Below are 23,519 nucleotides of genomic sequence, written 5' to 3'. Positions count from 1 at the left end.
CTCGTGCGCGGGCCGGTCTGACTCGCCCGCTTGCCGCCGGAGGCCGGGAGCGAGGCTCGACCGACAAGCACGGCAGCGGGACGGCAAGGATACCACCGCTGCCCGCCCGCGTTTTCCGCTGTGCAGCATTTTTGTGCCTGTTTCGACGCTTTTGGCCGGGCAGGCCAGCGCGCTGCTGAACCCTATACAACAATACTATCGAGCGATGCCGTCGCACACTGTTGCCACGCGCACCGAGCGATTGCCAGTCAAGATTTCATAGAGTTGAAGATGAAGATTGCCGTACTCGACGATTACCAGGACGCGGTTCGCAAGCTGCCCTGCTTCAGCCTGCTCGAAGGGCACGACGTGAAGGTCTTCAACAACACGGTCAAGGGCGTGGGCCAGTTGGCGGCGCGGCTGTCGGACGTCGAAGCCGTGGTGCTGATCCGTGAGCGCACCCGCATCACGCGCCAGCTGCTGGAGAAGCTGCCCAAGCTGAAGATCATCAGCCAGACCGGCCGCGTGGGCGGCGCCGGCAGCCATATCGATGTGGAGGCCTGCACCGACCGCGGGGTGGTGGTGCTCGAAGGCGTGGGTTCGCCGGTGGCGCCCGCCGAGCTGACCTGGGCCCTGATCATGGCGGCCCAGCGGCGCATCCCGCAGTACGTGGCCAGTCTCAAGCACGGCGCCTGGCAGCAGTCGGGGCTGAAATCGGCCACCATGCCGCCCAATTTCGGCCTGGGCCAGGTCCTGCGGGGCCAGACGCTGGGCATCTGGGGCTACGGCAAGATCGGCAGGATCCTGGCCGGCTATGGCCGGGCCTTCGGCATGAAGGTGCTGGTGTGGGGGCGCGAGGCCTCGCAGGCCGGCGCGCGCGAAGACGGGCTCGAGGTGGCGCAGTCCCAGGACCAGTTGTTCGCCGACAGCGATGTGCTGTCGCTGCACCTGCGGCTCAGCGACGACACGCGCGGCATCGTCAAGCTCTCCGACCTGAGCGCCATGAAGCCGACTGCCCTGTTCGTCAACACCAGCCGCGCCGAGCTGGTCGAAGAGAACGCGCTGCTGACCGCACTCAATCGCGGCCGCCCCGGCATGGCGGCGGTCGACGTGTTCGAGTCCGAGCCCATCCTGCAGGGCCACGCGCTGCTGCGCATGGAGAACTGCATCTGCACGCCTCACCTGGGCTACGTCGAGCGCGATAGCTACGAACTGTACTTCCGCACGGCTTTCCAGAACATCATCGACGTGCTGGCGGGCAACCACGACTGCATCGCCAATCCGAAGGCGCTGGCACCGGCGCTGGCGCGCTGAGCGGCCCTCCCGCTCCCCGTATCCACGCCTTTTCCTGACCTGCCCGGCCTGGCCCGGGCCATCTTGCCGCCCTGGGCCGGACCCACGGCGGCAGGCTCCGCCCCTCAGCCGCACTTTGCGGCGCCTCCGGCACGCCAGCCGCAAAACCATTACACTCGTGCGCTACTGCGCGCGTACCGTGCGCGCGTCGCCGCGCCACCCTTTCCCGTCCCTCCCCCTGTTTGCTGGCCACCATGGACCCCAGGCTCCTGACGCTATGCGTCGGCAATTTCGTCATCGGCACCGGCGCCATGATCGTGACCGGCATGCTGAACGACATCGCCGCCGACTTCCGCCTGGGCGCCGCCAGCGCCGGCCAGCTGATCTCGGTGTTCGCGCTGGCGACCTGCGTGGGCGCGCCGCTGTTCGCCACGCTGGGTTCACGCATCGATCGCCGCCTGCTGCTGGCCGGAGCCCTGCTCGTCTATGGCGTGTTGCACCTGGCCGCAGCGCTGGCGCCGGGCTTCGGCAGCCTGATGGCCATCCGCTTCCTGTGCGCGATCGGCGCCGCCATCTTCACGCCGCAGGCGGCCGCCACGCTGCCCCTGCTGGTCGAGGCCCACACCCGCGGCCGCGCCATCAGCTTCGTCTTCCTCGGCTGGAGCGTCGCCAGCGTGGTGGGCGTGCCGCTGGGCACCTGGATCGCCAGCACGCTGGGCTGGCGTTTCAGCATGGGGCTGGTCGGCCTGCTGGCGCTGGCTGTGGCGCTGGCGGTGTGGCGCGTCCTGCCGCGCGGCCTGTATGTGGCGCCGGTCGGGCGCGCGGCCTGGGGGACCGTGCTGCGCCACACGCCGATCATGCTGGTGGTGGCCACCACCATGATCCAATCAGCCGGCATGTTCACGCTGTTCACGTATATCGCGCCGCTCATGCGCGATGTGCACGGCATCAGCGGCGGTGCGCTCAGCCTGATGTTCCTGGCCTATGGCGCCTGCGGCGTCTGCGGCAACGTGCTGGCGGCGTCGCGCATGGATAGAGTCACGCCGAGCCGCATCGTCCAGGTCACGCTGCTGAGTTCCCTGGCGGCGATGCTGCTGTGGCCGCTCGCCGCGCTGGGCGGCACCGCCCTGGTGCTGATCTTCATGCTGTGGGGCGTGGGCGGCTTCGCCACCAACAGCGCGCAGCAGGCGCGCCTGGTCGGCCTGGCGCCCGCGAGCGCGGCGGCCTCCATTTCGCTGAATTCCTCCTCGATCTACCTGGGCCAGGCGCTGGGCGCCATGGCCGGCGCCGGCATCTACACCCTTGCCGGCCCGGACGCGCTGCACTGGGGCGCAGCGGCACTGTTGCTGCTGGCGCTCGCGGTGTCGCAGCGGGCGCGCGCGCTCGGCTGCCACTGGGCACGCCGCGAGGCGCCGCAGCAGGCCTGAGGCACGAGGCAGCCGCGCGGTGCGCGGTGGTTTTTTGCGGGAGACTCTGTGAGCGAAATCCATGATGACGCGGGCACGGCCCGCGTGCTCGCCATCTGCGTGGGCAAAGCGATGCCGCTGCTGGTGGCGGGCGCGGGCACCGAGGCGGTGGTGATGTCGGGCATCCGTAAGCACCCGCTCAGCACGCTGGCCCATCCGGTGCCGGTGCACTTGCGTCCGCTCGGCCTGGTCGGCGACGAGCAGGCCGACCTGAGCGTGCACGGTGGCCTGGACAAGGCCGTCTATGCCTACCCGGCCGAGCACTATGCCTGGTGGAACGCGCGCCGGCGCGAGGCCGGCGTGCCGGGTGCCGACCGGCCGCTCAGCTTCGGCGCGATGGGGGAGAACCTGGTGCTGAGCGGCTGCCAGGAGCACGTCCTGTGGGTGGGCGACCTGCTGCGCATCGGCGCCGCCTTGCTGCGCGTCGAGTCGCCGCGCCAGCCCTGCTACAAGTTCAATGCGGCGCTGGCTTATCGCCACGCCGTCCGGCACATGGTGCAAAGCGGCTATTCGGGCGTCTACCTGAGCGTGGTCGAGGCGGCGCCGCTGCAGGCCGGCGATGCGGTGTGCGTCGAGCCCGGGCCGCGCGAGGTGTCGATCGACAGCGTCAATCGGTGGCGACGCGATGGACGTCGTGACAGGCTTTTCTGATAATGTTTCGCACCTGATACAAGAAGTGCGCCGGTACTGCGATTCCTGACCATACGTTTCGCCTGCCGGCAGCGGGACCGCCCCAGCTCGACGCAGCGGCGGTCTTTCCGCGGCGGCACCGGCGCACAGAAGCCGGGCCGCGGGGAGCGGGCGTGAAAGACACGACTAGAACTAAGGGTCCTCGCATGAAAACGAACGGGATCGACCAGGCCAAGGGCTTCGTCGACGAGCAGTGGAGCCCGGCGACGGGAACGGGCAAGGGGCGCGCATTTCCATGGCTGGCCGGCATCGGCGCGGTCCTGGTGGCAGGCGGCGCCTGGTTCGGCTGGCGCCACTGGTTCGCGCCCAAGCCGGCGCCCAAGCCGCCAGCCGCGGTGGTGGTGACCACCGCGCTGGTGCGCCAGGGCGACGTGCCGCTGCAGGTGTCGGCCAACGGCAACGTCAGCGCGCTGTCCATCGTCGAGGTACGGCCCCAGGTCTCCAGCACCGTGCGCACGGTGCATATCAAGGAAGGCCAGACGGTCAAGCCGGGCGACCTGCTGTTCTCGCTCGATACCCGCATGGACGAGGCCAATCTCGACAAGGCGCGGGCCCAGCTGCTGCGCGACCAGGCCGACCTGGCCGATGCGCGGCGCACGCTGGCGCGCAGCAAGGAACTGCTGGAGCGCAACTTCATTTCCAAGAGCGCGGTCGACACCGCGCAGGCCAAGGTCGATGGCTTCGAGGCCACCATCCGCGCCGACCAGGCCGCCATCGAGGCCAGCCGCGTGGCGGTCAGCTACGGTGCCATCCGCGCCACCATCGGCGGGCGCACCGGCGTCATCAACGTCTTCCCCGGCTCGCTGGTCACGCCCACCAGCGGCCAGCCGATGGTGACGGTGGCGCAGATCCAGCCGATCGCCGTCACCTTCAGCCTGCCCGAGCGGCAGCTCGCGGCGCTGCGCGAGGCGCTGCAGAAGGGGCCGGTGCAGGTCACGGCCCTGCCCAACGATGGCAGCAGGACGCCGGTGAACGGCAGCATCACCTTCATCGACAACACGGTCGATCCGCAGTACGGCACCATCCGCGTCAAGGCCCGCTTCGACAACGAAGAGCAGCGCCTGTGGCCGGGCACCTACGCCAATGTGCAGGCCGTGGTGCAGACGCTCAAGGGCGCCCTTTCGGTGCCGCCGCAGGCCGTGGTGACGGGGCCGGAAGGCCGTTTCGTCTATGCGGTGCAGGCGGACCGCAAGGTCGCGCGCCTGCCCGTGCAGGTGCTGGCCACCACCGCCGAGGCCGCGGTCATCGAAGGCGTGCCGCCAGGTACGCGCGTGGTGCTGGAGGGCGTGCAGAACCTGCGCCCGGGCAGCACGGTGCGCGAGGCGGCGCCGGCGGGCAAGCCGGCGTCGGTAGCCGCCGCATCCGCCGCCACCGGGAAGCACTGACACCATGACGCTGTCCGAGCTCTGTATCCGCCGTCCGGTGATGACGGTGCTGCTGTGCCTTGCCGTGATCGTCTCCGGCATCGTGCTCTATCCCACCATCCCGATCGCGGCGCTGCCCAGCTTCAACTCGCCCGTGATCCAGGTCACCGCCACGCTGCCCGGGGCCAGCCCCGAGACCATGGCGGCCTCGGTGGCCACCCAGCTCGAAAAGCAGTTCGCCACCATCCCCGGCGTCACGGTGATCAGCTCGTCGAACACCTTGGGCAACTCCAGCATCACCATCGAGTTCAACAACGACCGCGACATCGACGCCGCCGCCGTCGACGTGCAGGCCGCACTGTTCCGCGCGCAGCGCTCGCTGCCGATCGAGATGACGGTGCCGCCCTCTTACCGCAAGGTGAATCCGGCCGATGCGCCGGTGCTGCTGCTGGCCATCAACTCGCCGGCCATGAGCCTGGGCGAGCTCAACGCCTTCGGCGATAACCTGATCTCGCCCTCGCTGGCCACGCTGCCCGGCGTGGCGCAGGTGCAGGTCTACGGGCAGAAGCGCTTTGCGGTGAGAGTGCGCGCCCATCCCGATGCGCTGGCCGCGCGCGGGCTGACCATGGACGAACTGGCCTCGGCGCTGAACCGCGCCAACGCGAACACGCCGGTGGGCACGCTGGACGGCGCGCGCCAGACGCTGACCATCCAGGCCAACCGCCAGCTCGCCAGCGCGGACGCCTTCCGCAACATCATCGTGGCCAGCCAGCCCAATGGCGCGGTGGTGCGCCTGTCGGACGTGGCCGAGGTGGAGGACAGCGTCGAGACCATCAAGACCGGCAGCTGGCTCAACAACGAGCGCTCCATCGTGCTGGCCGTGCTGCGCCAGCCAGACGCCAACACCGTGGCGGTGGTCGACGCCATCCGCCGCGCGCTGCCGCGCCTGCAGCAGCAGATGCCGGCCTCGGTCAATGTCAGCGTGGTCAACGACCGCTCGGTGTCGATCCGCGAATCCATCCACGACGTGCAGTTCACGCTGGCGCTCACGGTGGCGCTGGTGGTGATGGTGATCTTCCTGTTCCTGCGGCGCGCCGCGGCCACGCTGATCCCTACCGTGTCGCTGCCGATCTCGCTGATCGGCACGGTGGCGCTGATGAAGGCGCTCGGCTACAGCCTGGACAATGTCTCGCTGCTGGCCATCACGCTGGCCGTGGGCCTGGTGGTGGACGACGCCATCGTGATGCTGGAAAACATCGTGCGCCACATCGAGGAGGGACTGCCGCCGCTGAAGGCCGCGCTCATCGGTTCGCGCGAGATGGGCTTCACCATCCTGTCGATCTCGATCTCGCTGGTGGCGGTGTTCATCCCCATCTTCTTCATGCCGGGCGTGATCGGCCTGCTCTTCCACGAGTTCGCCGCGGTGGTGTCACTGTCCATCCTGGTATCGGCGCTGGTCTCGCTGACGCTGATCCCGATGCTGTGCGCGCGCTTCCTGTCGGCCGAGAACGTGCCGGTCGACGAATCGCAGCACGCCTACGGCGACCAGCCGGCAGCCGCGCACGCCGTGCCGCAGAAGCGCACGCTGGGCCTGCGCGCCACGCAGTGGTTCGAGGACCTGTTCGAGTTTTCGCTGCACGCCTACGCGCGCGGGCTCGACTGGTGCCTGGCCCACCGCAGGACCGTGCTGGCGGCGGCGGGCCTGACCTTCGTGCTGACCGCCGTGCTGTTCGTCGCCATCCCCAAGGGCTTCTTCCCCGAGGAGGACATCGGGCAGATCCAGGTCAATGCCGAGGGCCCGCAGGACATCTCCTTCGATGCGATGGCGGTACGCCTGCGCGACGCTGCCGAGCGCATGCGCGCCAACCCCGCGGTCAAGAGCGTGGTGGTGTCGATCGGCGGCGGCCCGTCGCCGGCCGTCAGCACCGGGCGCATGTTCGTCGAGCTCAAGCCGCTGGGCGAACGGCCCAAGATGCCGCAGGTGCTGGAGTCATTGCGGCGCGACGTCGCGGGCATCGCCGGGCTGAACGTCTACTTCCGGCCCGTGCAAAACCTGCAACTGGGCGGGCGCCAGAGCAAGAGCCGCTACCAGTACACGCTGCAGAGCGTGAAGGCGGGGCAGCTGCAGGAATGGTCCGACAAGCTGATGGCCAGCATGCGCGCCGACCCAGTCTTCCGTGACGTGACCAGCGACTCGCAACAGTCCGGCCTGGAGGCGCACCTCGCCATCGACCGCGACAAGGCCAATGCGCTCGGCGTGCAGATGCAGGACGTGCGCACCGCGCTGTATTCGGCCTTCGGCGAGCGGCAGGTGTCGACCATCTACACGCCCGTCGACAACTACTACGTGATCCTGCAGGCTGCCGACGTCGACCGCGCCGACGAGACCGCCTTCGCCAAGCTCTACGTGCGCAGCAAGACCGGGCAGATGGTGCCGCTGTCGGCCTTCTCCACCACCGAGCGCCGCGTCGGCCCGATCTCGGTCAACCACCAGGGCCAGCTGCCTTCGGTGACGGTGTCGTTCAACCTGGCGCCGGGTGCGGCGCTGGGCGATGCCTCGGCCCGCATCGAGCGCTTCCAGCAGCAGATCGGCATGCCCGGCTCCATCTTCACCAGCTGGGGCGGCGACGCCGCGGTGTTCCAATCTTCGCAGGCCACGCAGATCGTGCTGCTGGTGGCGGCCATCGCCGTGATCTACACGCTGCTGGGTGTGCTGTACGAAAGCTACATCCACCCGCTGACCATCCTGGCCGGGTTGCCGTCGGCGGCGGTGGGCGCGCTGCTGACGCTCTTCCTGTTCCAGGTGGAGCTGTCGCTGATTGCCACCATCGGCGTGCTGATGCTGATCGGCATCGTCAAGAAGAACGCCATCATGATGATCGACTTCGCGCTGGCGGCGCAGCGCGAACAGGGCATGGCCCCTGCCCGCGCGATCCGGCAGGCCTGCCTGCTGCGCTACCGGCCCATCATGATGACCACCTTCGCCGCGGTGATGGGCGCGCTGCCGCTGGCGCTGGGCATTGGCGCCGGCGCCGAGCTGCGCCAGCCGCTCGGCCTGGCGGTGGTGGGCGGCCTGCTGTTCTCGCAGGTGATCACGCTGTTCATCACGCCGGTGATCTACCTGGCGCTGGACCGCTTCTCGGGCACCGGGCCGCTGCAGATCGATGCCGAGGGCAACCGGCTGCCCGTTACGGTGGGCGGGGCGGTGAGCGAGGCTTCGACGCAGGTGTAGGCGGCGGTTTCGTTTGCGCTGGTTTGCTTCCCCCCGCTTGCGGGAGAGCAGCCAAGACACGATGTTTGACGATTGGTGTTGGCGCATCCTGCCGGCTCGGCTGGCGCAACCGGATTCGCGCCGCGGTGGTTTGCTCCCCTCTCCCGCTTGCGGGAGAGGGGTTGGGGGTGAGGGTGGGCGCTGGCATACGGCGACGCGCTGGACCACGCCATCGGCTTCGTCTTGGGGCTGGCGCGCTGGATCACACCGACGGCTCCGTCTTGGCGCTGGAGTGCTGGATCACACCGACGGCTCCGTCTTGGCGCCGGCGTGCTGGACACAACCGACGGCTTCGTTGCTTGTGGCGCCTTGCTAAACCACCCCTCTCCCCCCGCCCTCTCCCCATGCGGGGAGAGGGAGCCAAGACGCTATGCTTGGCGATTGGTGTTGGCGCATCCTGTCGGCTCTTGCAAGCGCGTTGCCTTTCGCGCCGCGTTGGTTTGCTCCCCTCTCCCGCTTGCGGGAGAGGGGCCGGGGGAGAGGGCGGGCGCTGGCTAGCGGCGACGTGTTGGATCACACCGTCAGCTTCGTCTTGGCCTTGGCGTGCTGGACAACACCGACGGCTTCGTTCCTTGTGGCGCCTTGCTAGACCACCCCTCACCCCAACCCTCTCCCCATGAGGGGAGAGGGAGCCAAGACACCATGCTTGGCGATTGGTGTTGGCGCATCGCGCATCGCGCATCCCGCATCCTTCCTACGCCACATGCCCTATCATGCGCACAGCCGCGCTCACTCGACGTCCACGGCTTCCCCTCGACTCGCCGAAGGATTCCTGCATGCCTCTCTCGCCCTCTTCCCGCCGGCTTGCGCTCGGCGCGCTGGCGGCGCTCGCCGCACTGGCCCTGCTGGGCGGCTGCGCCGGATCCTCGCCGCAGACTGCCGCCGCCGATGTGGCGCAGCAGTTCACCGGCAAGACCTACGTGTTGCTGGGCGAGGTCCATGACAATGCCGACGGGCAGAAGCGGCGCCTGCTGGCGCTGACTGACGCGCTCGCGGCCGGCTGGCGGCCGGCCATCGCCATGGAGCAGTTCGACCGCGAGCGCCAGCCGGACATCGAGCGTGCGCGGCGCGAGCGGCCGGACGATGCCGCCTATCTGGTGGCGCAGGCCGGTGGCAAGGGCTGGCAGTGGGACTTCTATACGCCGGTGGTGGCGCTGGCGCTGCGCTACGACCTGCCGCTGCTGGCGGCCAACCTGTCGCGTGCCGACGCGCAGCGCATCGTGGCCGGCGGGCTGGGCGAAGTCTTCACGCCCGACGCGCGCCGGCGGCTGGGCCTGGAGGGGCCGCTGCCGGCGGACCTCGTCAGCGCGCAGACGGCGGTGCTAGACGCCGGCCACTGCGGCCGCTTCCCCGAGGCCATGCTGCCCGGCATGCTCGCCGCACAGGCGGCGCGTGACGCGGTGATGGCCGACACCCTGCGCCCCTACGCCGATCGCGGCGCCGTGCTGATCGCGGGCAATGGCCACGTGCGGCGCGATCTCGGCGCGCCGCGCTGGCTGCGCGCCGGCGCGGGCGAGATCTACAGCGTGGGCTATCTGGAGAGCGCCGCCCAGGGCGAAGCCGGCGCCTATGACCGCGTGGTGCTGGTGCCGCCGCAGGCGCGGCCCGATCCCTGCGAGGACGTGCCGCGGCCAGCGCCGCGCGCCGCGGGTTGAGCCACGCGCCGGGTGCGCCGGGCGCGCCGGCTCAGCCGAACAGTTCCTCGGCCACCGTCGGGTGCAGTTGCACCGTGCTCTGCAGGTGGTGCTCCTTCACCCCCAAGCGCAGCGCCACGGCCAAGGCCTGGATGACCTCGGGCGCGGCGCCATCCATCATGTGCGCACCCAGCACGCGGCCGCTGCGCGCGTTCATCACCAGCTTGACCAGCGAGGCCTGTTCGTTGCCGCCGAAGCGGTTCTCCAGCGAGACGAAGCGCTTGACCACGGTGCGGATGCGCTCGGGCTTGCCGGCCGCTTCCACGGCGGCGGCTTCGCTCAGGCCCACGCTGGCGATGGCCGGTTCGCAGAAGACGGCCGAGGGGATGTAGTCGAAATCGGCGCGGTCGCCGCGGCGGTCGAACAGCCGGTCGGCCAGCCAGCGGCCTTGTGCGATCGCCACCGGCGTCAGCTGCGGCAGGTCGGTGACGTCGCCGATGGCATAGAGGGAGCGAAGCGAGCTGCGGAACTGGCGGTCGACGGCGATGCTGCCGCGCTCGGTGCGGCGCACGCCCAGCGCGTCCAGGCCAAGCCCGTCGAGCTGCGCGGCGCGCCCAATGGCTGCCAGCACGGCCTGCGCGCGCAGCGACTCGACTTTGCCGTTGCCCCCGCGCTGGCGGTGGCAGACTTCGATGGCGCCGTTGGCTTGGGCCAGCAGCGTCACCTCCGTGTTCAGGTGCACGCGGATGCCTTGCGCCACCAGGGCCTCGCATAGCGCCGCCGAGAGGTCGTGGTCGAAGCGCCGCAGCAGGCGGTCGCCGCGCACCAGCAGGTCGACCTTGACGCCGAAGCGCGACAGGATGGATGCCTGCTCCACCGCGATATAGCCGCCGCCGACCACCGCCAGCGAAGCTGGCAGGCTCTTCCAGGTGAAGATATCGTCGGAGCTGCAGGCCAGCTCGCCGCCGGGCACCGGCAGCTTGCGCGGGCGCGCGCCGGTGGCCAGCAGGATGCGCCGCGCGTGCAGGATCTCATCGCCCACGGCGAGCTCGTCGGGGGCGACGAGCCTGGCGTCGCCACCCAGCAGCGTCACGCCGGCCTGCTGCAGCCGCTCGGTGTAGATCACGTTCAGGCGCGCGACCTCGGCATCGACGCGCACGATGGCGTCGCTCCAGTCCTCGCGCGCGCCGGTGTGCGACAGGCAGCCGGACAGGATGGCGGCCAGGCTGGCGCCGTAGGACAGCATTTTCTTGGGCACGCAGCCCCGGTTCACGCAGGTGCCGCCGATGGCGTCGCGCTCGACCAGGATCACGCGGGCGCCGTGCGCGGCAGCACGCCGCGCCGCGGCCATGCCGCCCGAACCGGCGCCGATCACGATGAAGTCCGCCTCGCGCCGGCGCGCGGCAGGCTTGCCGCGCGTGCGCCGGGGCACGCGTTCGGGCGCCGGCTCGGCGCTGACCTGCGAGGCACGCTTGCGCTGCGTGGCGGGGTTGGCTTGGCGCTTGGTCATCCGTTCCTCCTGTTGCGGCGTGGCGGCGGTGCCGTGCACCCGCCACGAACATGACAGAAGCGCCGGCACGGGCCGGCGCGCCCACGCCGGCAGCTACGCGGCGGCGGGCAACTCGTGAATGCGAATCGTCGGCCAGTCGCGCAGGAAGGCCTCGCCGTCGCGCTGGCCCAGCGCATAGGCTTGCATCATGCCTTCCGGGCGGGTGTAGTCCCAGCTCGAGACCGGCACGCGCTGCGAGGGCTGCAGATAGAGCCGGCGCTGCCCGTGCCGCTCCAGCACGAAGCGCGATGGCCGCGGATACAGGCGGGTGACCAGGACCAGCACGTTGCCGGGGGTATTGTCCAAGGCATCGACCGGCACATTGTCGACCAGGCCGCCATCGAGCACCGCCCTGCCCTCGCGCCGCAGCACCGGCGTGAACGGCGGCGTGCTGGACGACTGCAGCAGCAGGTCGGCCAGCGCTTCCGGCGCAGCGCAGTCCTGCGCCAGCACGAATTCCGGGCGGAAGCCAAGCTTGCGGCCCAGGCGCGGGTGCAGGGTCTTCAGCAGGTGCTTGTCGATGTTGTAGGCCAGCAGGCCTGCCGCCACCGCCAGGCGCGGCCCGCTCCAGCGCGGGATATGGGCCACGCCGATGCGGATCTCGGGTGCGTCCTGCAGCCGCGCGAGCCGTCCCTCGCCGAACAGCGACAGCAGTGCCGCGCGGTAGATGCCGTAGTGCGGGAACACGCGCTCGCTGCGCAGCAGGTTGCCCCAGTAGGCATTGCGGCGATTGCCGGCCAGCACCTCGCGGTAGTAGGCCATGGTCTCGTGCGAGTCGTGCGCATACAGCATGCAGGCGGTGGCGGCGCCGGCCGAGATGGCGGTGATCACGCGTGGGCGCAGGTTGAGTCTCGGGTGCCACCGTGTCCCACCAACCCGCCTGCCACCAGCAGCGGTTGCCGCCGCCGGCGAAGACGACCTGGTCGAAGGGGCTGGCCGACGTGTCCATCGTGCTTCCTGCCTCAGAGCAGCGCGTAGGTGGTGGTGGCCTGCACGGCCAGCTTGCCGTCCGTGCCGCTCAGTTCCATCTCGCCGAACACCACGGTCTTGCCCAGGCGCAGCACGTTGGCGCGCACCAGGATGTCGCCCTCGATCACCGGGCGCATGAAGTTGGTGGTGAGCGTGACCGTGGTCATGGGGCGGAAGTCGCCCAGCGCATTGGCCACGGCGACGATCATGGCGGTGTCGGCCGCCGACATCAGCACCTGGCCGCAGACCACGCCGCCGGCATGGCGCAGCGACGGGTCGAAGGGCAGGCGCAGCGTCACGCCCTGTCCGTCCACCTGCTCGGCGCGCAGGCCCAGCTGGCGCACCCAGGGCGCGAGTACGCGCTCCAGCATGGCGTCGATGGCGGCAAGGGTCAGGGTAGGCTCGGGCATGGCGATCCTGTCGGGCGCGCGCGGCGCCGTTGTCATTGTTGTCCTGTCGCGGCGTGCTGCCTGCCGCTGCGATCCGCGCGCCACTGCAGGCGCGGCGCTTGCTGCGCATCGGCCCGTGGCTACTCGGTCTCCTCCGGCGCGGCCCGATGCTTCAGCCAATGATACAGGGGCCCGGTGCACAGCACCACGAAGGCCATCCGGATCACATGGAAGGCGGTCACCAGCGGCACCCCCAGTTCCAGCACCTTGGCGGTGATGCACATCTCGGCGATGCCGCCCGGGGTGGTACCCAGGATGGCGGTGGCCGGGTGCACGCTCGACAATGCCGACAGGCCCCAGCCGAACAGCGCCGACAGCAGCAGCGCCAGCACCGTGTAGAGCACCACGCCCGAGAGGAAGCGCGGCGCCGTGTGCAGGAATTCGCGCGAGAAGCGCGCGCCCAGCGAGACGCCGATCAGCAGCTGGCCGGCGCGGCTCATCCAGGCCGGGATGGCCGACAGCTCGATGCCCGAGGCCGTCAGCAAGGCCGCGGCGATCAGCGTGCCGATGACGAAGGGATTCGGCAGGTTCAGCCGCTTGAGTGCGAGCGCGGCCGCCAGCGTGATGGCGATCAGCACCAGCAGCCCAGGCACGTCCACATTGCGCGGACCCGGCACGAAGGGGTCCAGCCCGTGCACCCCGCCGTACTGGAAGATGCCGGGTACCAGCACGACCACCAGCAGCACGCGCAGCGAATGCGCCGCGGCCACCTGGTCGATGCGCGCGCCGTTGCGCTCGGCCAGGTTGGCCATCTCCGAGGCGCCGCCGATGGCGGTGGAGAAGTAGGCGGTCTTGAAGGCGACGCCCGTCGCGCGGCGCAGCAGCAGCGCGCCACCCGCGCCGAGCGCCAGCGCGAACAGCGAGGCCGCGACGATATAGGGCAGGAACTCGACCAGCTTGGTCACCACCGGCGGCCTGAAGTACAGGCCGAGCGCGGTGCCGATGGTCCACTGGCCGGCATTGCGCGCCTGGGTGGGTGTGCGCAGGTCCGCGCCCAGCATGCGCGCGGTGGCCACCGACAGCAGCGGCCCGATCATCCAGGGCAGCGGCGTGTGCAGCAGGGTGCAGAACAGCGCGGCGGCAAGGCCGAGCAGCAGCGTCAGCAGGACCGGACGCCAGCGGTGGAGCAGAGAGGGCATGGGGAGTCGGCCTGGCGGCATGCGCCGGCGCGGTTCTTCTTGTCGGTGGGCGGCAGTCGATGCCGCCGCTGGGACGCAGGTGGGAGAAACAAAAAGGCCCGGCGCGCGGGTTGCGTGCCGGGCCTGGCCCGTAGTGAGGCGTGCGCTCAGCCCGCCGGGTCGGCGATGCCGCGGCTGGCACTGCGCCGTGCCAGCCAGCCCAGCAGGCGCGGGATCAGCACCACGGCCACGGTCATGGCCAGGATGGTGGCCGAGATCGGCTGGGTCACGAAGACCGACCAGTCGCCCTGGCTGATCGACAGCGCGTTGCGCATCTGCTTCTCCGCGATCGGCCCCAGGATCAGGCCGACGATCACCGGCGCGGTGGGGAAGTCGAAGCGCCGCATCGCCATGCCCAGCAGGCCGATCACGAACAGCAGCAGCAGGTCGAACCACGACTGGCGGATGCCGTAGGCGCCCAGGCCGGCGAAGATCAGGATGCCGCCGTACAGCAGCGGAGTGGGAATGCGCAGCATGCGCACCCACAGGCCGATGGCCGGCAGGTTCAGCACCAGCAGCATCACGTTGCCGATGTAGAGCGAGGCGAGCAGGCCCCAGACCAGGTCGCCCGAGGTCTGGAACAGCATCGGGCCCGGCTGCAGGTTGTAGTTCTGGAACGCCGCCAGCAGGATGGCGGTGGTGTTCGAGGTGGGGATGCCCAGCGTCAGCAGCGGCGCCAGCGTGGCGGTCACCGCCGAGTTGTTGGCGGCCTCGGGGCCGGCCACGCCTTCGATGGCGCCGACCTTGCCGAAGTCTTCCTGGTGCTTGGACAGCTTCTTCTCGGTGGCGTACGACAGGAAGGTCGGGATCTCGGCGCCGCCGGCCGGGATCAGGCCGAAGGGGAAGCCGATTACCGTGCCGCGGATCCAGGCCGGCACCGAGCGCTTCCAGTCGGAGCGGTTCATCATCACCGAGCCAACCTTGTTGAAGGTGCCGGCCGGCTGCGGGAAAAAGGCGTTGAACAGCGCCTCGCCCACCGCGAACAGGCCGACGGCCACCACCACGATGTCGACGCCGTCATACAGCTCCTGCACGCCCATCGAGTAGCGCGTCTGGCCCGACAGCGAGTCCATGCCGATCAGGCCGATGCCCAGGCCCAGGAACAGGCTGGTCATGCCGCGCAGCAGCGAGGAACCGAGCACCGCCGACACCGTGGTGAAGGCCAGCAACATGATCATGAAGTATTCGCCCGGGCCGAACTGCAGCGCCACGTCGGCGGCCACCGGCGCGAACATCGACAGCAGCACGGTGGCGATGGTGCCGGCCACGAAGGAGCCGATCGCCGCGGTGGCCAGCGCCGGGCCGGCGCGGCCGTTCTTGGCCATCAGATTGCCTTCCATCGCCGTCACCATGGTGGACGACTCGCCCGGGGTGTTCATCAGGATGGAAGTGGTGGAGCCGCCGTACATGGCGCCGTAGTAGATGCCGGCGAACATGATCAGGGCGGCGGTCGGCTCGACCTTGGTGGTCAGCGGCAGCAGCATGGCCACGGTCAGCGCCGGCCCGATGCCGGGCAGCACGCCGATGGCGGTGCCGAGGAAGCAGCCCACCAGGGCCCACATCAGGTTGATCGGCGTGATGGCCACGGCGAAGCCGTGCATCAACTGGTTCAGGGTATCCATATCAGACTCCGTGCCGGATTCGGGACCGACGAAACGAGGACTTGGGAGATCGGTCTGCGGCGCAGCCTCAGAAGCCGGCCACCGGCAGCAGCGGCAGGTTGATGCTCAGCAGGAATTCGAACAGCGCCCACATCGGCAGCGTCACCGCCAGGCCGATCAGCGCATCGCGTACCAGGCGGCGGCTGCCGTAGCCGCGCGCCACGCACACCATCATCAGCGTCGACGCCAGCACGAAGCCCAGCGTGCCGATCAGGGCCATGTTCAGCACCAGGCCCGCCGCCACCCACAGGAAGCCGCGCAGGTTGTGCGGCGCCGAGGGCAGCTCGGCGTCTTCCTCTGGCATGTTGCGGAAGCCGCCGCGCACGCCCTGCCAGGTCAGCAGCGCGCCGCACACGGCCAGGCCGATGGCCACCAGGGTGGGCACGAAACGCGGGGACAGCCCCGCATAGCCGGCGTCGTCCGAGATGCCGGGCAGGCCGACGAAGAAGAAAAGGGAAAGCGCCAGCACGGCGATGCCGATGGCGAGGTGTGAGGGCTTCATGCTGTTGGCTCCTTCGGCCGGCGGCAGCCGGCGGGAGTCGATCGGATCCCGCGTGAGCGGGGGCCCGGCGACGTATGGTTTTGTTTGTCGGTGTCGCAGGTGGCGGACGCCGGGCCCCGGCCCTGACTTCGCGCGCCGGCCGGTGCCGGCGCGCGGGCGGGTACGACGGGTGAAACGGAACGAAAAAGGCGGTGGGTGTGCGCCCGCGAGCTTACTTGGCCACGCCCAGTTCGCGCAGCGTCGCGCCCAGGCGGGCCGATTCGCTGTCGACGAAACGCGAGAACTCGTCGCCGGTCAGCAGGAAGGGCGTCCAGTCGTTCTTGGACAGCGTTTCCTTCCACACCGGGGTCTCGGTGGCCTTGACCACGGCGTCGATCAGGGCCTTGCGCTGCTCGGCGCTGATGCCGGGCGCGCCGTACACGCCGCGCCAGTTGTAGATCTCGACATTGATGCCCTGCTCCTTCAGCGTCGGCAGGTCGGCGGTGCGGTCCTTGGAGGTCACCGCCAGCGCGCGCATTTTGCCGCTCTTGATGAAGGGCAGGAACTCGGACACGCCCGCGATGCCGGCGGTCACGTGGCCGCCCAGGATGGAGGCCGAGGCTTCGCCGCCGCCCTGGAAGGGCACGTAGTTGATCTTCTTCGGATCGACGCCGCTTTCCTTGGCGATCAGGCCGGCCAGGATGTGGTCGATGGAACCCTTGGAGCCGCCGCCCCAGCTGACGCTGCCCGGATTGGCCTTGAGCTGGGTGACCAGGTCCTTCATCGACTTGATCGGCGACGAGGCCGGCACGGTGATCACCATGGTGTCGGCAAACAGGCGCGCGATCGGGGTGGCGTTCTTCAGCGTGACGGGCGGCTTGTTGGTCTCGATGGCGCCCACCATCACCGCGCCGGTCACCACCAGCGCGTTGGGGTTGCCCTTGTCGGTGTTGACGAACTGGGTCAGGCCGATGGTGCCGCCCGCACCGCCCTTGTTGTCGTAGGACGCGGTCTTGGCCACGCCGGCGGAGACCATGGCGGCGCCCAGCGAGCGGCCGGTCTGGTCGAAGCCGCCGCCGGGGTTGGCGCCGATCATGAACTTGACGCTGTCAATCGCGAAGGCCGGGGCCGAGGCCACGGTGGCGGTGATGGCGGCGGATGCCAGTACGACGTGGGCAAGACGATGCAGGTTGCGGCGCATGAGCTCTCCTCTCTGGTTGCCGGCCCCTTCGCTTGGGGCCGGTAGCGTCCGGCGGCACCGCGGGTCGGGAAGAGCGGCGGCGGCGTGGCTGCCGCGCGCGGGTTCGCGCTGTCTCCCGTCCTGGCATGGCCTGATTACCGGACTTGTTGTTGTGCTTCTCAATGTCTGGTCAGTAATACCTGACCATGGCCGCATTCTAGGCGGGTCAAACTGTCAATTGGCTGTCAAAGCCTGTCGGAATGCCTAGGGGTTAACCTGGGGGTGGATGCCTGCAACTGCATACATGGCCGGTGGCGGGCCGGCCGCCGGGCCCCGGCGCACGGGTCCACCAGGGCGGATCCGCCGGCACGGCAGCGGCCGTCAGCCGGCCAGCGGCAGGGTCAGCACGGCCCGCAAGCCGCGTCCGCTGGCGGCCTCGCCGAGCACTACGGTGCCGCCGAAGCGCGCCGCCATCTCACGCGAGATGGCCAGGCCCAGGCCGGAGCCGGGCTCGGCATGACCCACGCGGCGGTAGAAGCGCGCGAACACCTTCTCGCGTTCCTCGGCGGGAATGCCAGGGCCGTCGTCCTCGACCACCAGGCGGGCGGTGTCGGCCGCGCGTGCCGCCGACAGCGTGATGCGACTGCCGCGCGGCGAATACTGGATGGCGTTGTGCACCAGGTTGGCCAGCGCCTCGCGCAGCAGCGCGGCATCGGCGCGCACCGGCAGCGCCAGGCCGGGCTGGCGCTCCCAGCCGAAGTCCTGCTGCTTGCTGCGGGCCAGCGGCAGGTAGTCCAGCGCCACCTGCTCGGCCAGGGCCACGGCATCGACCACTTCGACGGTCTCGGCCGCCTGCGCTGCCTGGCTGGCACCGTCAGCGGGGTGCTGGCGCACGCGCGCCAGCGCCAGCAGCTGGTTGGTCAGCCGCGCTGCCTGTTCCAGCTGGGTCACCATGCCGCCCACGGCTTCGGCCGCGGCCTGCTGCGCAGGCGTGCGGTCCGCCAGGCTGTCGAGCTGGCGCTGGGCGAACTCGGCCTGGGTCTTGAGCACCGCCAGCGGCGTGCGCAACTGGTGCGCGGCGTCGGCGATGAACTGCGTCTGCGCCTGCGCCAGCGCCGCCGAGCGCGACACGTGCCGGTTCACCGCGTCCACCAGGGGGCGCACTTCGACTGGCACGTGCTCGAAGGCCAGCGGCGTCAGGTCGTCGGGTGAGCGCGCCTCGACGTCGTCGCGCACGCGCGCCAGCGGCCGCAGCACATAGGTCACGCCGCCCACCAACACGGCGGCGCTGACCAGGATCAGCAGTAGGTCGCGCGCCAGCGCGCTGCGCCACACCGTGCCGATCAGGGCCGCGCGCGGCTCGGCCGTCTCGGCCACCTGGATCACCACGCGCAGGTGCGCGTTGGGCCGGTAAACCGGATGGGCGAGCACCGCGATGCGCACCGGGTCGCCGCGGTACTGCGCGTCGTAGAAGCGGGGCTGGTTGCTGGCCAGCTCGCCGCCGGGCAGCGGCAGGTCGTCATAGCCGGTGACGGTCTCGATGCGCCCGACGCGCTCGACCGAGACGCGGTAGAACACGCGGGTCTGGGCCGCGCTTTCGAAGGCCTCCATGGCCGCGTCGGGCAGCGTCAGCTGCACGTTCTCGCCGTCCATGCCGATGGCGTTGTCGATGGCGCGCACGGAGCCGTACAGCGAACGGTCGTAAGCCGCGTTGGCGGCATCGCGCAGGGTGCCGTAGGTGAGCCAGGTGTCCAGCGCCATCATGGCGGCCAGCGCCGGCAGCAGCAGGAGCAGCAGCTGCCGGCGCAGGCTGCCGCGCAGCCAGCGCCTGACCGGCCGAGGCTGGCGCGGCGGCCGGGATGGCCGGGATGGCCGGGGCGGGGCGGCGTCGCCGGCCATGTCAGTGCGCGCCCTCCGGCTCGAGCAGGTAGCCGAAGCCGCGCAGCGTCACGATGGTCACGCCATGTCCGCTGAGCTTCTTGCGCAGGCGGTAGATCAGCACCTCGATGGCGTCGGGGCTGACGTCGGCGTCCAGCGAGAACACCTTGTCGAGCAACTGCGCCTTGGTCAGCGGCTGGCCGCTCTTGGCCAGCAGCGCGCCCAGCAAGGTCGATTCGCGCGGCGTCAGCGCCAGCGGCGCACCGTCCAGCGTGAAGCCGCGTGTCTCGCCGTCGAAGACCAGGGTGCCGCACTGCAGGCGCGGATGGGCGCGGCCGCGGCTGCGCCGGATCAGCGCGAGGATGCGTGCCTCCAGCTCGGCGATGGCGAAGGGCTTGGGCAGGTAGTCGTCGGCGCCCAGGTTGAGGCCGCGCACGCGCTCGTCGAGCGTGTCCTGCGCGGTCAGGATCAGCACCGGCGTGCGGTCGTCGCGCGCGCGCATGCCCTTGAGCACGGCGAGGCCATCCTTGCCGGGCAGGCGCAGGTCGAGCACGACCGCGTCGTATTCCTCCGCGGCCTGAAGGCGGGCCTCGGCCTTCAGTCCGTCGGCCACGTGCTCGATGACGAAGCCGCCCTGCTCCAGCGCGCGCGCCACCCAGCGCGCCAGCTCGATCTCATCTTCCACCAGCAGGATGCGCATGCCGGACCTCCCTACCCGATTGCCAGTAATGCGGAGCGACGCCTGCGATGCCGGCGTGGCCGGCGCCTGCGCCCACCATGCGGCCGCGCGGTGGGCGCTCCGAGGGCGCCTATAATAACTCCGCCCTGCGCGGGCCGATGCAGCGCGGGCCCGCCCGCCTCCCTGCCCCCGCGCGCTGCTTCCCAGACACAATGCCCAGCCCGCTCACCCTTCCGCCCGCCGGCGCCCTGCGGCGGCGCCTGCTTGCCGCCGCCGGCGCCACCGTGGCCGGCGCGGCGCTGCCCGCGCTGGCGCAGTCCGGCGCGCCGGCGGTGCCGCCCGGCTATCCCGCCGACTATGCGGAGATCATCGCGCGCGGCCTGCGCGAGGGCGCGGTCACGGTCTACGCCACGACCGACCTGGAGATCGCGCGGCCGCTGATCCAGGCCTTCGAGGCGCGCTATGCCGGCATCAAGGTCCACTACGAAGACCTGAACTCGATCGATCTGAACACGCGCTTCCTGGCGGAAGCGGCGCGCCCGCCCGCCGCGGGCGGCGCCGACGTGCTGTGGAGCGCGGCCATGGACCTGCAGGTCAAGCTCGTCAACGATGGCTATGCGCAGCGCTACGAATCGCCCGAGCGCGGCGGCCTGCCCACGCGCGCGGTCTGGCGCGACGAGGCCTGGGGCACCACCTTCGAGCCGGCGGTGATCGTCTACAACCGCAGCCACCTGGCCGGCGTGCGGCTGCCGCGCAGCCGCAGCGGCCTGGCGCGGCTGCTGCAGGAGAAGGCGCCAGCCTGGCGCGGTCGGGTGGTCACCTATGACGTGGAGAAATCGGGGGTGGGCTACCTGCTGGCGCAGCAGGACGCACGCATGGGCGCCGAGTTCTGGTACCTGACGCAGGCGCTGGGCCGTTCGGGCGTCGAGCTGCTGGCGTCGACCTCGCGCATGATCGAGCGCATCGCCAGCGGCGAGCTGGTGCTGGGCTACAACCTGCTGGGCGCCTACGCGCTGTCGCTGATGGGGCGCGGCGCCGACATCGACGTCATCGCCCCGCGCGACTACACGCTGGTGATTTCGCGCGTGGCCTTTATCGCCCGCCGCGCCCCGCACCCCAATGCCGCGCGGCTATGGCTGGACTTTCTGCTGTCCGGCGAGGGCCAGGGGCTGCTCGGGCGCTCCAGTTCGCAGCTGTACACCGTGCGTACCGATACCGACAACCCCTACAACGCCACGGCGCTGGCCGAGCGGCTGGGTTACGCGCTCAAGCCGATCGGCCTGGGCCCGGGGCTGCTCGCCGCCCAGGACACCATGCGCAAGCAGGCCTTCCTGGCACGCTGGCGTGCCGCGTTGAAGGGGTAGGCGCGGCGCTGGCTCAGTCCTGCGGCGGCGCCGTGCTGTCGCCGTTGCTCAGTGCCTCCAGCTCCTCGCTGATCGGGTTGGCCGGACGGGGCACGTAGCCCAGGCGCAGCGCTGGCGACAGGCGCAGCATGTCGATCACGCTGTCGGCCAGGCGTTCGGCCTCGGCGTCCAGGTCGAAGCTCTCGGGCACGAACAGCCAGTGCGCCAGCAGGCCGTGCACCGAGGCGTGGAAGAGGTGGGTGGCCGCGTCCAGGTCCAGGTCGGCGGGCAACTGGCCGCGGTCACGCGCCAGGCGCAGGTGCTCGCGGATCTTGATGTTGCCTTCCTCCTGCGACTGACGCTGGCGCTCGAAGATGGCGCCGGTGTCCTGCACCATCTCGCATTTGTGGACGATGATCTCGTACACGCGCCGCCATTGCGGGTTGCGCACGGTCTGGCGCATCACGAAGACGCAGATGTCGCGCATGCCGTCCAGCGGGTCCTCCTGCTGGGCGATTCGCTCGGGCTCGCACAGGGCCTCGACCGGCAGATGCACCCGGTCACACATGGCGGCGAAGACGTCGCTCTTGTTCTTGAAGTGCCAGTAGATGGCCCCGCGCGTCACGCCGGCGGCTTCGGCGATATCGGCCAGCGAGGGCCGGGCCACGCCGCGCGCGTGGAAAACGGTTTCGGCGGCGTCGAGAATGCGATTGCGCGTCTCTTGCGCCTCTTCCTTGGTGCGTCTGGCCATATTCCTTCTCCCCGGCCACGAAGGCCGGTTCGGTTCTTCTCCCCAAAAGTCACGCCGGTCTCAGTGCGTGACGCTTATGCATGTTGATGTGCCAAGCATGCTCCCGAAGCGGTGCCGAGAACGGCGCGCATGCTAACGCAAGCACCCCGTTGTGCACAGTTTTCTTTCGCCACGTGGAAATCCCCGCACAGCAACAGGACTTTTACATACATGCTTGGATGTATATATAATACGCGTTCGCCGGGCATTCGGCAAAGCCATCACTGCCCGACAGCCTGTCGCTTCAATCCGGCAGGTCGCCACCAGATAGTCACCGTTCGTCGCATCTGCCGTGTCGGCGACACGAATTGTGGCTAACATTGCGCTTTTTGCATTTTTTACCGCTGCCTTTCGCGTGGCGGTCGCGGCGTTTCCGGCCCCTGCCGGGCCAGGCGCCGCCGATCTCTAATTGCCATCATGGGGTTATCGATGAGGAAGTCCCAACGAATCACCTGCGTTGCCGCTGCCGCGTTGACGGTACTGACGCTGTCCGCCTGCGGTGACAAGAAGCCCCACGCCGGGGCCGCTATGCCGCCGCCCGAAGTCGGTGTCGTCACCGTCACGCCGTCCCCCGTGGCGGTCGTCAATGAACTCCCCGGACGCCTGGAAGGCGTGCGCACGGCCGAAGTCCGCGCGAGAGTCGAGGGCATCGTGCTGTCCCGCAACTACCAGGAGGGCGGCGAGGTCAAGGCCGGCCAGGTGCTGTTCCGCATCGATCCCGCGCCCTACCAGGCCCAGCTGGCTTCGGCCAAGGCCAGCCTGCAGCGCGCCGAGGCCAATGCCGTGAGCGCACGGCAGAAGGCCGAGCGCTACAAGCCGCTGGTGGCCGTCAACGCCGTCAGCAAGCAGGAGTACGCCGACGCCGTGGCCGCTGCCGGCCAGGCCGACGCCGACGTTGCCGCCGCCAAGGCCTCGGTGACCACGGCCCAGATCAACCTGGGCTACACCACGGTGACCGCCCCGATCAGCGGCCGTGCAGGCCGCTCGCTGGTGACCGAAGGCGCGCTCGTCGGCAAGGGCGAGGCGACCAAGCTGGCGCTGGTCGAACAGGTCGACCCGATCCGGGTGACCTTCACCCAGCCGGCCGAGGAAGTGGCCAAGCTGCGCCGCGCCATCGAGTCGGGCCAGATCAAGGGCGTCGAGGGCGGCGCACGCGTGCACCTGTACGTGGAGGACGGCCGCGAGTACGAGCAGACCGGCAAGCTGCTGTTCTCCGACATGACGGTGGACCCGACCACGGGCGCGATCACGCTGCGCGCGGTGTTCCCCAACCCGAAGCGCGATCTGCTGTCGGGCACCTTCGTGAGAGTCAAGATCGAGCAGGGCCTGAATGAGCAGGCGCTGACCGTGCCGCAGCGCGCGCTGATCCGCAATGCCCAGGGCGCCAGCGTGCTGGTGGTGGGCAAGGACGGCAACGTCGCGGCCGTGCCGGTCAAGGCGCCGCAGGCCGTGGGCGACCGCTGGGTCGTCACCGAAGGCCTGAAGGGCGGCGAGCAGGTCGTCGTCGAGGGGCTGCAGAAGGTCAAGGTGGGCGCGCCCGCCAAGGCCGTGCCCTTCGTGCCCCAGGGTGCCTCCGCGCCGGCGGCGGCACCGATCAAGAAGATCGAGGCCGAGGCAGCGCGCGAATCCAAGCAGGGTTAATCCAAGCGGAACCAGAAGGGAGCC

17 protein-coding genes and 1 pseudogene are annotated in these 23,519 nt (G+C 70.1%); 8 read left to right on the top strand and 10 right to left on the bottom strand.

Going from position 1 to position 23,519, the window contains the following annotated elements; genetic code table 11:
- Nucleotides 1–270 precede the first annotated feature (270 nt).
- The 6 genes from AC1Z3O_RS18980 to AC1Z3O_RS18955 all read left to right on the top strand — a co-directional run bounded on the left by AC1Z3O_RS18980 (nt 271) and on the right by AC1Z3O_RS18955 (nt 9,718).
- Nucleotides 271–1,293 carry a D-2-hydroxyacid dehydrogenase family protein gene (locus AC1Z3O_RS18980; RefSeq protein ID WP_483517249.1) on the top strand — a complete coding sequence of 341 codons (1,023 nt, stop codon included), beginning with the start codon at nt 271–273 and terminating at the stop codon, nt 1,291–1,293.
- Nucleotides 1,294–1,526: 233 nt separating this feature from the next.
- On the top strand, nt 1,527–2,699 hold the full coding sequence (locus tag AC1Z3O_RS18975) for an MFS transporter (RefSeq protein ID WP_483517248.1): 1,173 nt from the start codon (nt 1,527–1,529) through the stop codon (nt 2,697–2,699).
- Nucleotides 2,700–2,810: 111 nt separating this feature from the next.
- Complete coding sequence (locus AC1Z3O_RS18970) at nt 2,811–3,389, top strand: MOSC domain-containing protein (RefSeq protein WP_483517658.1); 579 nt, start codon at nt 2,811–2,813, stop codon at nt 3,387–3,389.
- A gap of 185 nt (nt 3,390–3,574) precedes the next feature.
- A complete protein-coding gene (locus tag AC1Z3O_RS18965; RefSeq protein ID WP_483517247.1) occupies nt 3,575–4,813 on the top strand; it encodes an efflux RND transporter periplasmic adaptor subunit in 1,239 nt (412 codons plus the stop codon).
- 4 nt (nt 4,814–4,817) lie between these two features.
- The gene (locus AC1Z3O_RS18960) at nt 4,818–8,024 is read left to right on the top strand and encodes an efflux RND transporter permease subunit (protein WP_483517246.1); all 3,207 of its coding nucleotides are present in this window, start codon (nt 4,818–4,820) and stop codon (nt 8,022–8,024) included.
- Nucleotides 8,025–8,839: 815 nt separating this feature from the next.
- Nucleotides 8,840–9,718 (top strand): ChaN family lipoprotein, encoded by an 879-nt coding sequence (locus AC1Z3O_RS18955; RefSeq protein WP_483517245.1) that lies wholly within the window; start codon nt 8,840–8,842, stop codon nt 9,716–9,718.
- 31 nt (nt 9,719–9,749) lie between these two features.
- On the opposite strand, the gene AC1Z3O_RS18950 is transcribed toward AC1Z3O_RS18955, so the two are convergent.
- From AC1Z3O_RS18950 to AC1Z3O_RS18910, 9 genes and pseudogenes are all read right to left on the bottom strand, one after another.
- A complete protein-coding gene (locus AC1Z3O_RS18950; RefSeq protein ID WP_483517244.1) occupies nt 9,750–11,207 on the bottom strand; it encodes a dihydrolipoyl dehydrogenase family protein in 1,458 nt (485 codons plus the stop codon).
- A gap of 93 nt (nt 11,208–11,300) precedes the next feature.
- Nucleotides 11,301–12,195, bottom strand: a pseudogene (locus tag AC1Z3O_RS18945) (patatin-like phospholipase family protein).
- A 13-nt stretch (nt 12,196–12,208) separates the two neighbouring features.
- Nucleotides 12,209–12,625, bottom strand: coding sequence for a PaaI family thioesterase (locus AC1Z3O_RS18940; RefSeq protein WP_483517243.1), 417 nt, complete (start codon nt 12,623–12,625; stop codon nt 12,209–12,211).
- 119 nt (nt 12,626–12,744) lie between these two features.
- Nucleotides 12,745–13,803: an AbrB family transcriptional regulator gene (locus tag AC1Z3O_RS18935; protein ID WP_483517242.1), complete on the bottom strand. Its 1,059-nt coding sequence runs from the start codon at nt 13,801–13,803 to the stop codon at nt 12,745–12,747.
- 146 nt (nt 13,804–13,949) lie between these two features.
- Nucleotides 13,950–15,464: a tripartite tricarboxylate transporter permease gene (locus AC1Z3O_RS18930; RefSeq protein WP_483517241.1), complete on the bottom strand. Its 1,515-nt coding sequence runs from the start codon at nt 15,462–15,464 to the stop codon at nt 13,950–13,952.
- Between the two features lie 67 nt (nt 15,465–15,531).
- Nucleotides 15,532–16,005, bottom strand: a complete 474-nt coding sequence (locus AC1Z3O_RS18925; protein ID WP_483517240.1) for a tripartite tricarboxylate transporter TctB family protein — start codon at nt 16,003–16,005, stop codon at nt 15,532–15,534.
- Between the two features lie 211 nt (nt 16,006–16,216).
- Nucleotides 16,217–17,185, bottom strand: a complete 969-nt coding sequence (locus AC1Z3O_RS18920) for a Bug family tripartite tricarboxylate transporter substrate binding protein (RefSeq protein WP_483517239.1) — start codon at nt 17,183–17,185, stop codon at nt 16,217–16,219.
- Between the two features lie 360 nt (nt 17,186–17,545).
- Nucleotides 17,546–19,063, bottom strand: coding sequence for a sensor histidine kinase (locus tag AC1Z3O_RS18915; protein ID WP_483517238.1), 1,518 nt, complete (start codon nt 19,061–19,063; stop codon nt 17,546–17,548).
- 1 nt (nt 19,064) lies between these two features.
- Complete coding sequence (locus tag AC1Z3O_RS18910) at nt 19,065–19,742, bottom strand: response regulator (RefSeq protein WP_483517237.1); 678 nt, start codon at nt 19,740–19,742, stop codon at nt 19,065–19,067.
- A 191-nt stretch (nt 19,743–19,933) separates the two neighbouring features.
- On the opposite strand from AC1Z3O_RS18910, the gene AC1Z3O_RS18905 reads away from it, so the two are divergent.
- A complete protein-coding gene (locus tag AC1Z3O_RS18905) occupies nt 19,934–21,085 on the top strand; it encodes an ABC transporter substrate-binding protein (RefSeq protein WP_483517236.1) in 1,152 nt (383 codons plus the stop codon).
- A 13-nt stretch (nt 21,086–21,098) separates the two neighbouring features.
- On the opposite strand, the gene AC1Z3O_RS18900 is transcribed toward AC1Z3O_RS18905, so the two are convergent.
- Nucleotides 21,099–21,815 (bottom strand): TetR family transcriptional regulator, encoded by a 717-nt coding sequence (locus AC1Z3O_RS18900; RefSeq protein ID WP_483517235.1) that lies wholly within the window; start codon nt 21,813–21,815, stop codon nt 21,099–21,101.
- A 468-nt stretch (nt 21,816–22,283) separates the two neighbouring features.
- On the opposite strand from AC1Z3O_RS18900, the gene AC1Z3O_RS18895 reads away from it, so the two are divergent.
- Complete coding sequence (locus AC1Z3O_RS18895) at nt 22,284–23,495, top strand: efflux RND transporter periplasmic adaptor subunit (protein WP_483517234.1); 1,212 nt, start codon at nt 22,284–22,286, stop codon at nt 23,493–23,495.
- Nucleotides 23,496–23,519: the final 24 nt, after the last annotated feature.

This window comes from Cupriavidus sp. 09_S30, assembly GCF_056930435.1.
The sequence above is the reverse complement of the archived record's forward strand: the minus strand, read 5'-3'. Positions and strand labels throughout refer to the sequence as shown.

Excerpts from the sequence above, each read along its gene's own strand:
- AC1Z3O_RS18940 (WP_483517243.1), bottom strand. The coding sequence starts at position 12,625 with ATGCCCGAGCCTACCCTGACCCTTGCCGCCATCGACGCCATGCTGGAG.
- AC1Z3O_RS18950 (WP_483517244.1), bottom strand. The coding sequence starts at position 11,207 with ATGACCAAGCGCCAAGCCAACCCCGCCACGCAGCGCAAGCGTGCCTCG.
- AC1Z3O_RS18900 (WP_483517235.1), bottom strand. The coding sequence starts at position 21,815 with ATGGCCAGACGCACCAAGGAAGAGGCGCAAGAGACGCGCAATCGCATT.
- AC1Z3O_RS18970 (WP_483517658.1), top strand. The coding sequence starts at position 2,811 with ATGCCGCTGCTGGTGGCGGGCGCGGGCACCGAGGCGGTGGTGATGTCG.
- AC1Z3O_RS18980 (WP_483517249.1), top strand. The coding sequence starts at position 271 with ATGAAGATTGCCGTACTCGACGATTACCAGGACGCGGTTCGCAAGCTG.
- AC1Z3O_RS18975 (WP_483517248.1), top strand. The coding sequence starts at position 1,527 with ATGGACCCCAGGCTCCTGACGCTATGCGTCGGCAATTTCGTCATCGGC.
- AC1Z3O_RS18905 (WP_483517236.1), top strand. The coding sequence starts at position 19,934 with ATGCCCAGCCCGCTCACCCTTCCGCCCGCCGGCGCCCTGCGGCGGCGC.
- AC1Z3O_RS18925 (WP_483517240.1), bottom strand. The coding sequence starts at position 16,005 with ATGAAGCCCTCACACCTCGCCATCGGCATCGCCGTGCTGGCGCTTTCC.
- AC1Z3O_RS18965 (WP_483517247.1), top strand. The coding sequence starts at position 3,575 with ATGAAAACGAACGGGATCGACCAGGCCAAGGGCTTCGTCGACGAGCAG.
- AC1Z3O_RS18915 (WP_483517238.1), bottom strand. The coding sequence starts at position 19,063 with ATGGCCGGCGACGCCGCCCCGCCCCGGCCATCCCGGCCATCCCGGCCG.
- AC1Z3O_RS18920 (WP_483517239.1), bottom strand. The coding sequence starts at position 17,185 with ATGCGCCGCAACCTGCATCGTCTTGCCCACGTCGTACTGGCATCCGCC.
- AC1Z3O_RS18935 (WP_483517242.1), bottom strand. The coding sequence starts at position 13,803 with ATGCCCTCTCTGCTCCACCGCTGGCGTCCGGTCCTGCTGACGCTGCTG.
- AC1Z3O_RS18955 (WP_483517245.1), top strand. The coding sequence starts at position 8,840 with ATGCCTCTCTCGCCCTCTTCCCGCCGGCTTGCGCTCGGCGCGCTGGCG.
- AC1Z3O_RS18910 (WP_483517237.1), bottom strand. The coding sequence starts at position 19,742 with ATGCGCATCCTGCTGGTGGAAGATGAGATCGAGCTGGCGCGCTGGGTG.
- AC1Z3O_RS18960 (WP_483517246.1), top strand. The coding sequence starts at position 4,818 with ATGACGCTGTCCGAGCTCTGTATCCGCCGTCCGGTGATGACGGTGCTG.
- AC1Z3O_RS18895 (WP_483517234.1), top strand. The coding sequence starts at position 22,284 with ATGAGGAAGTCCCAACGAATCACCTGCGTTGCCGCTGCCGCGTTGACG.
- AC1Z3O_RS18930 (WP_483517241.1), bottom strand. The coding sequence starts at position 15,464 with ATGGATACCCTGAACCAGTTGATGCACGGCTTCGCCGTGGCCATCACG.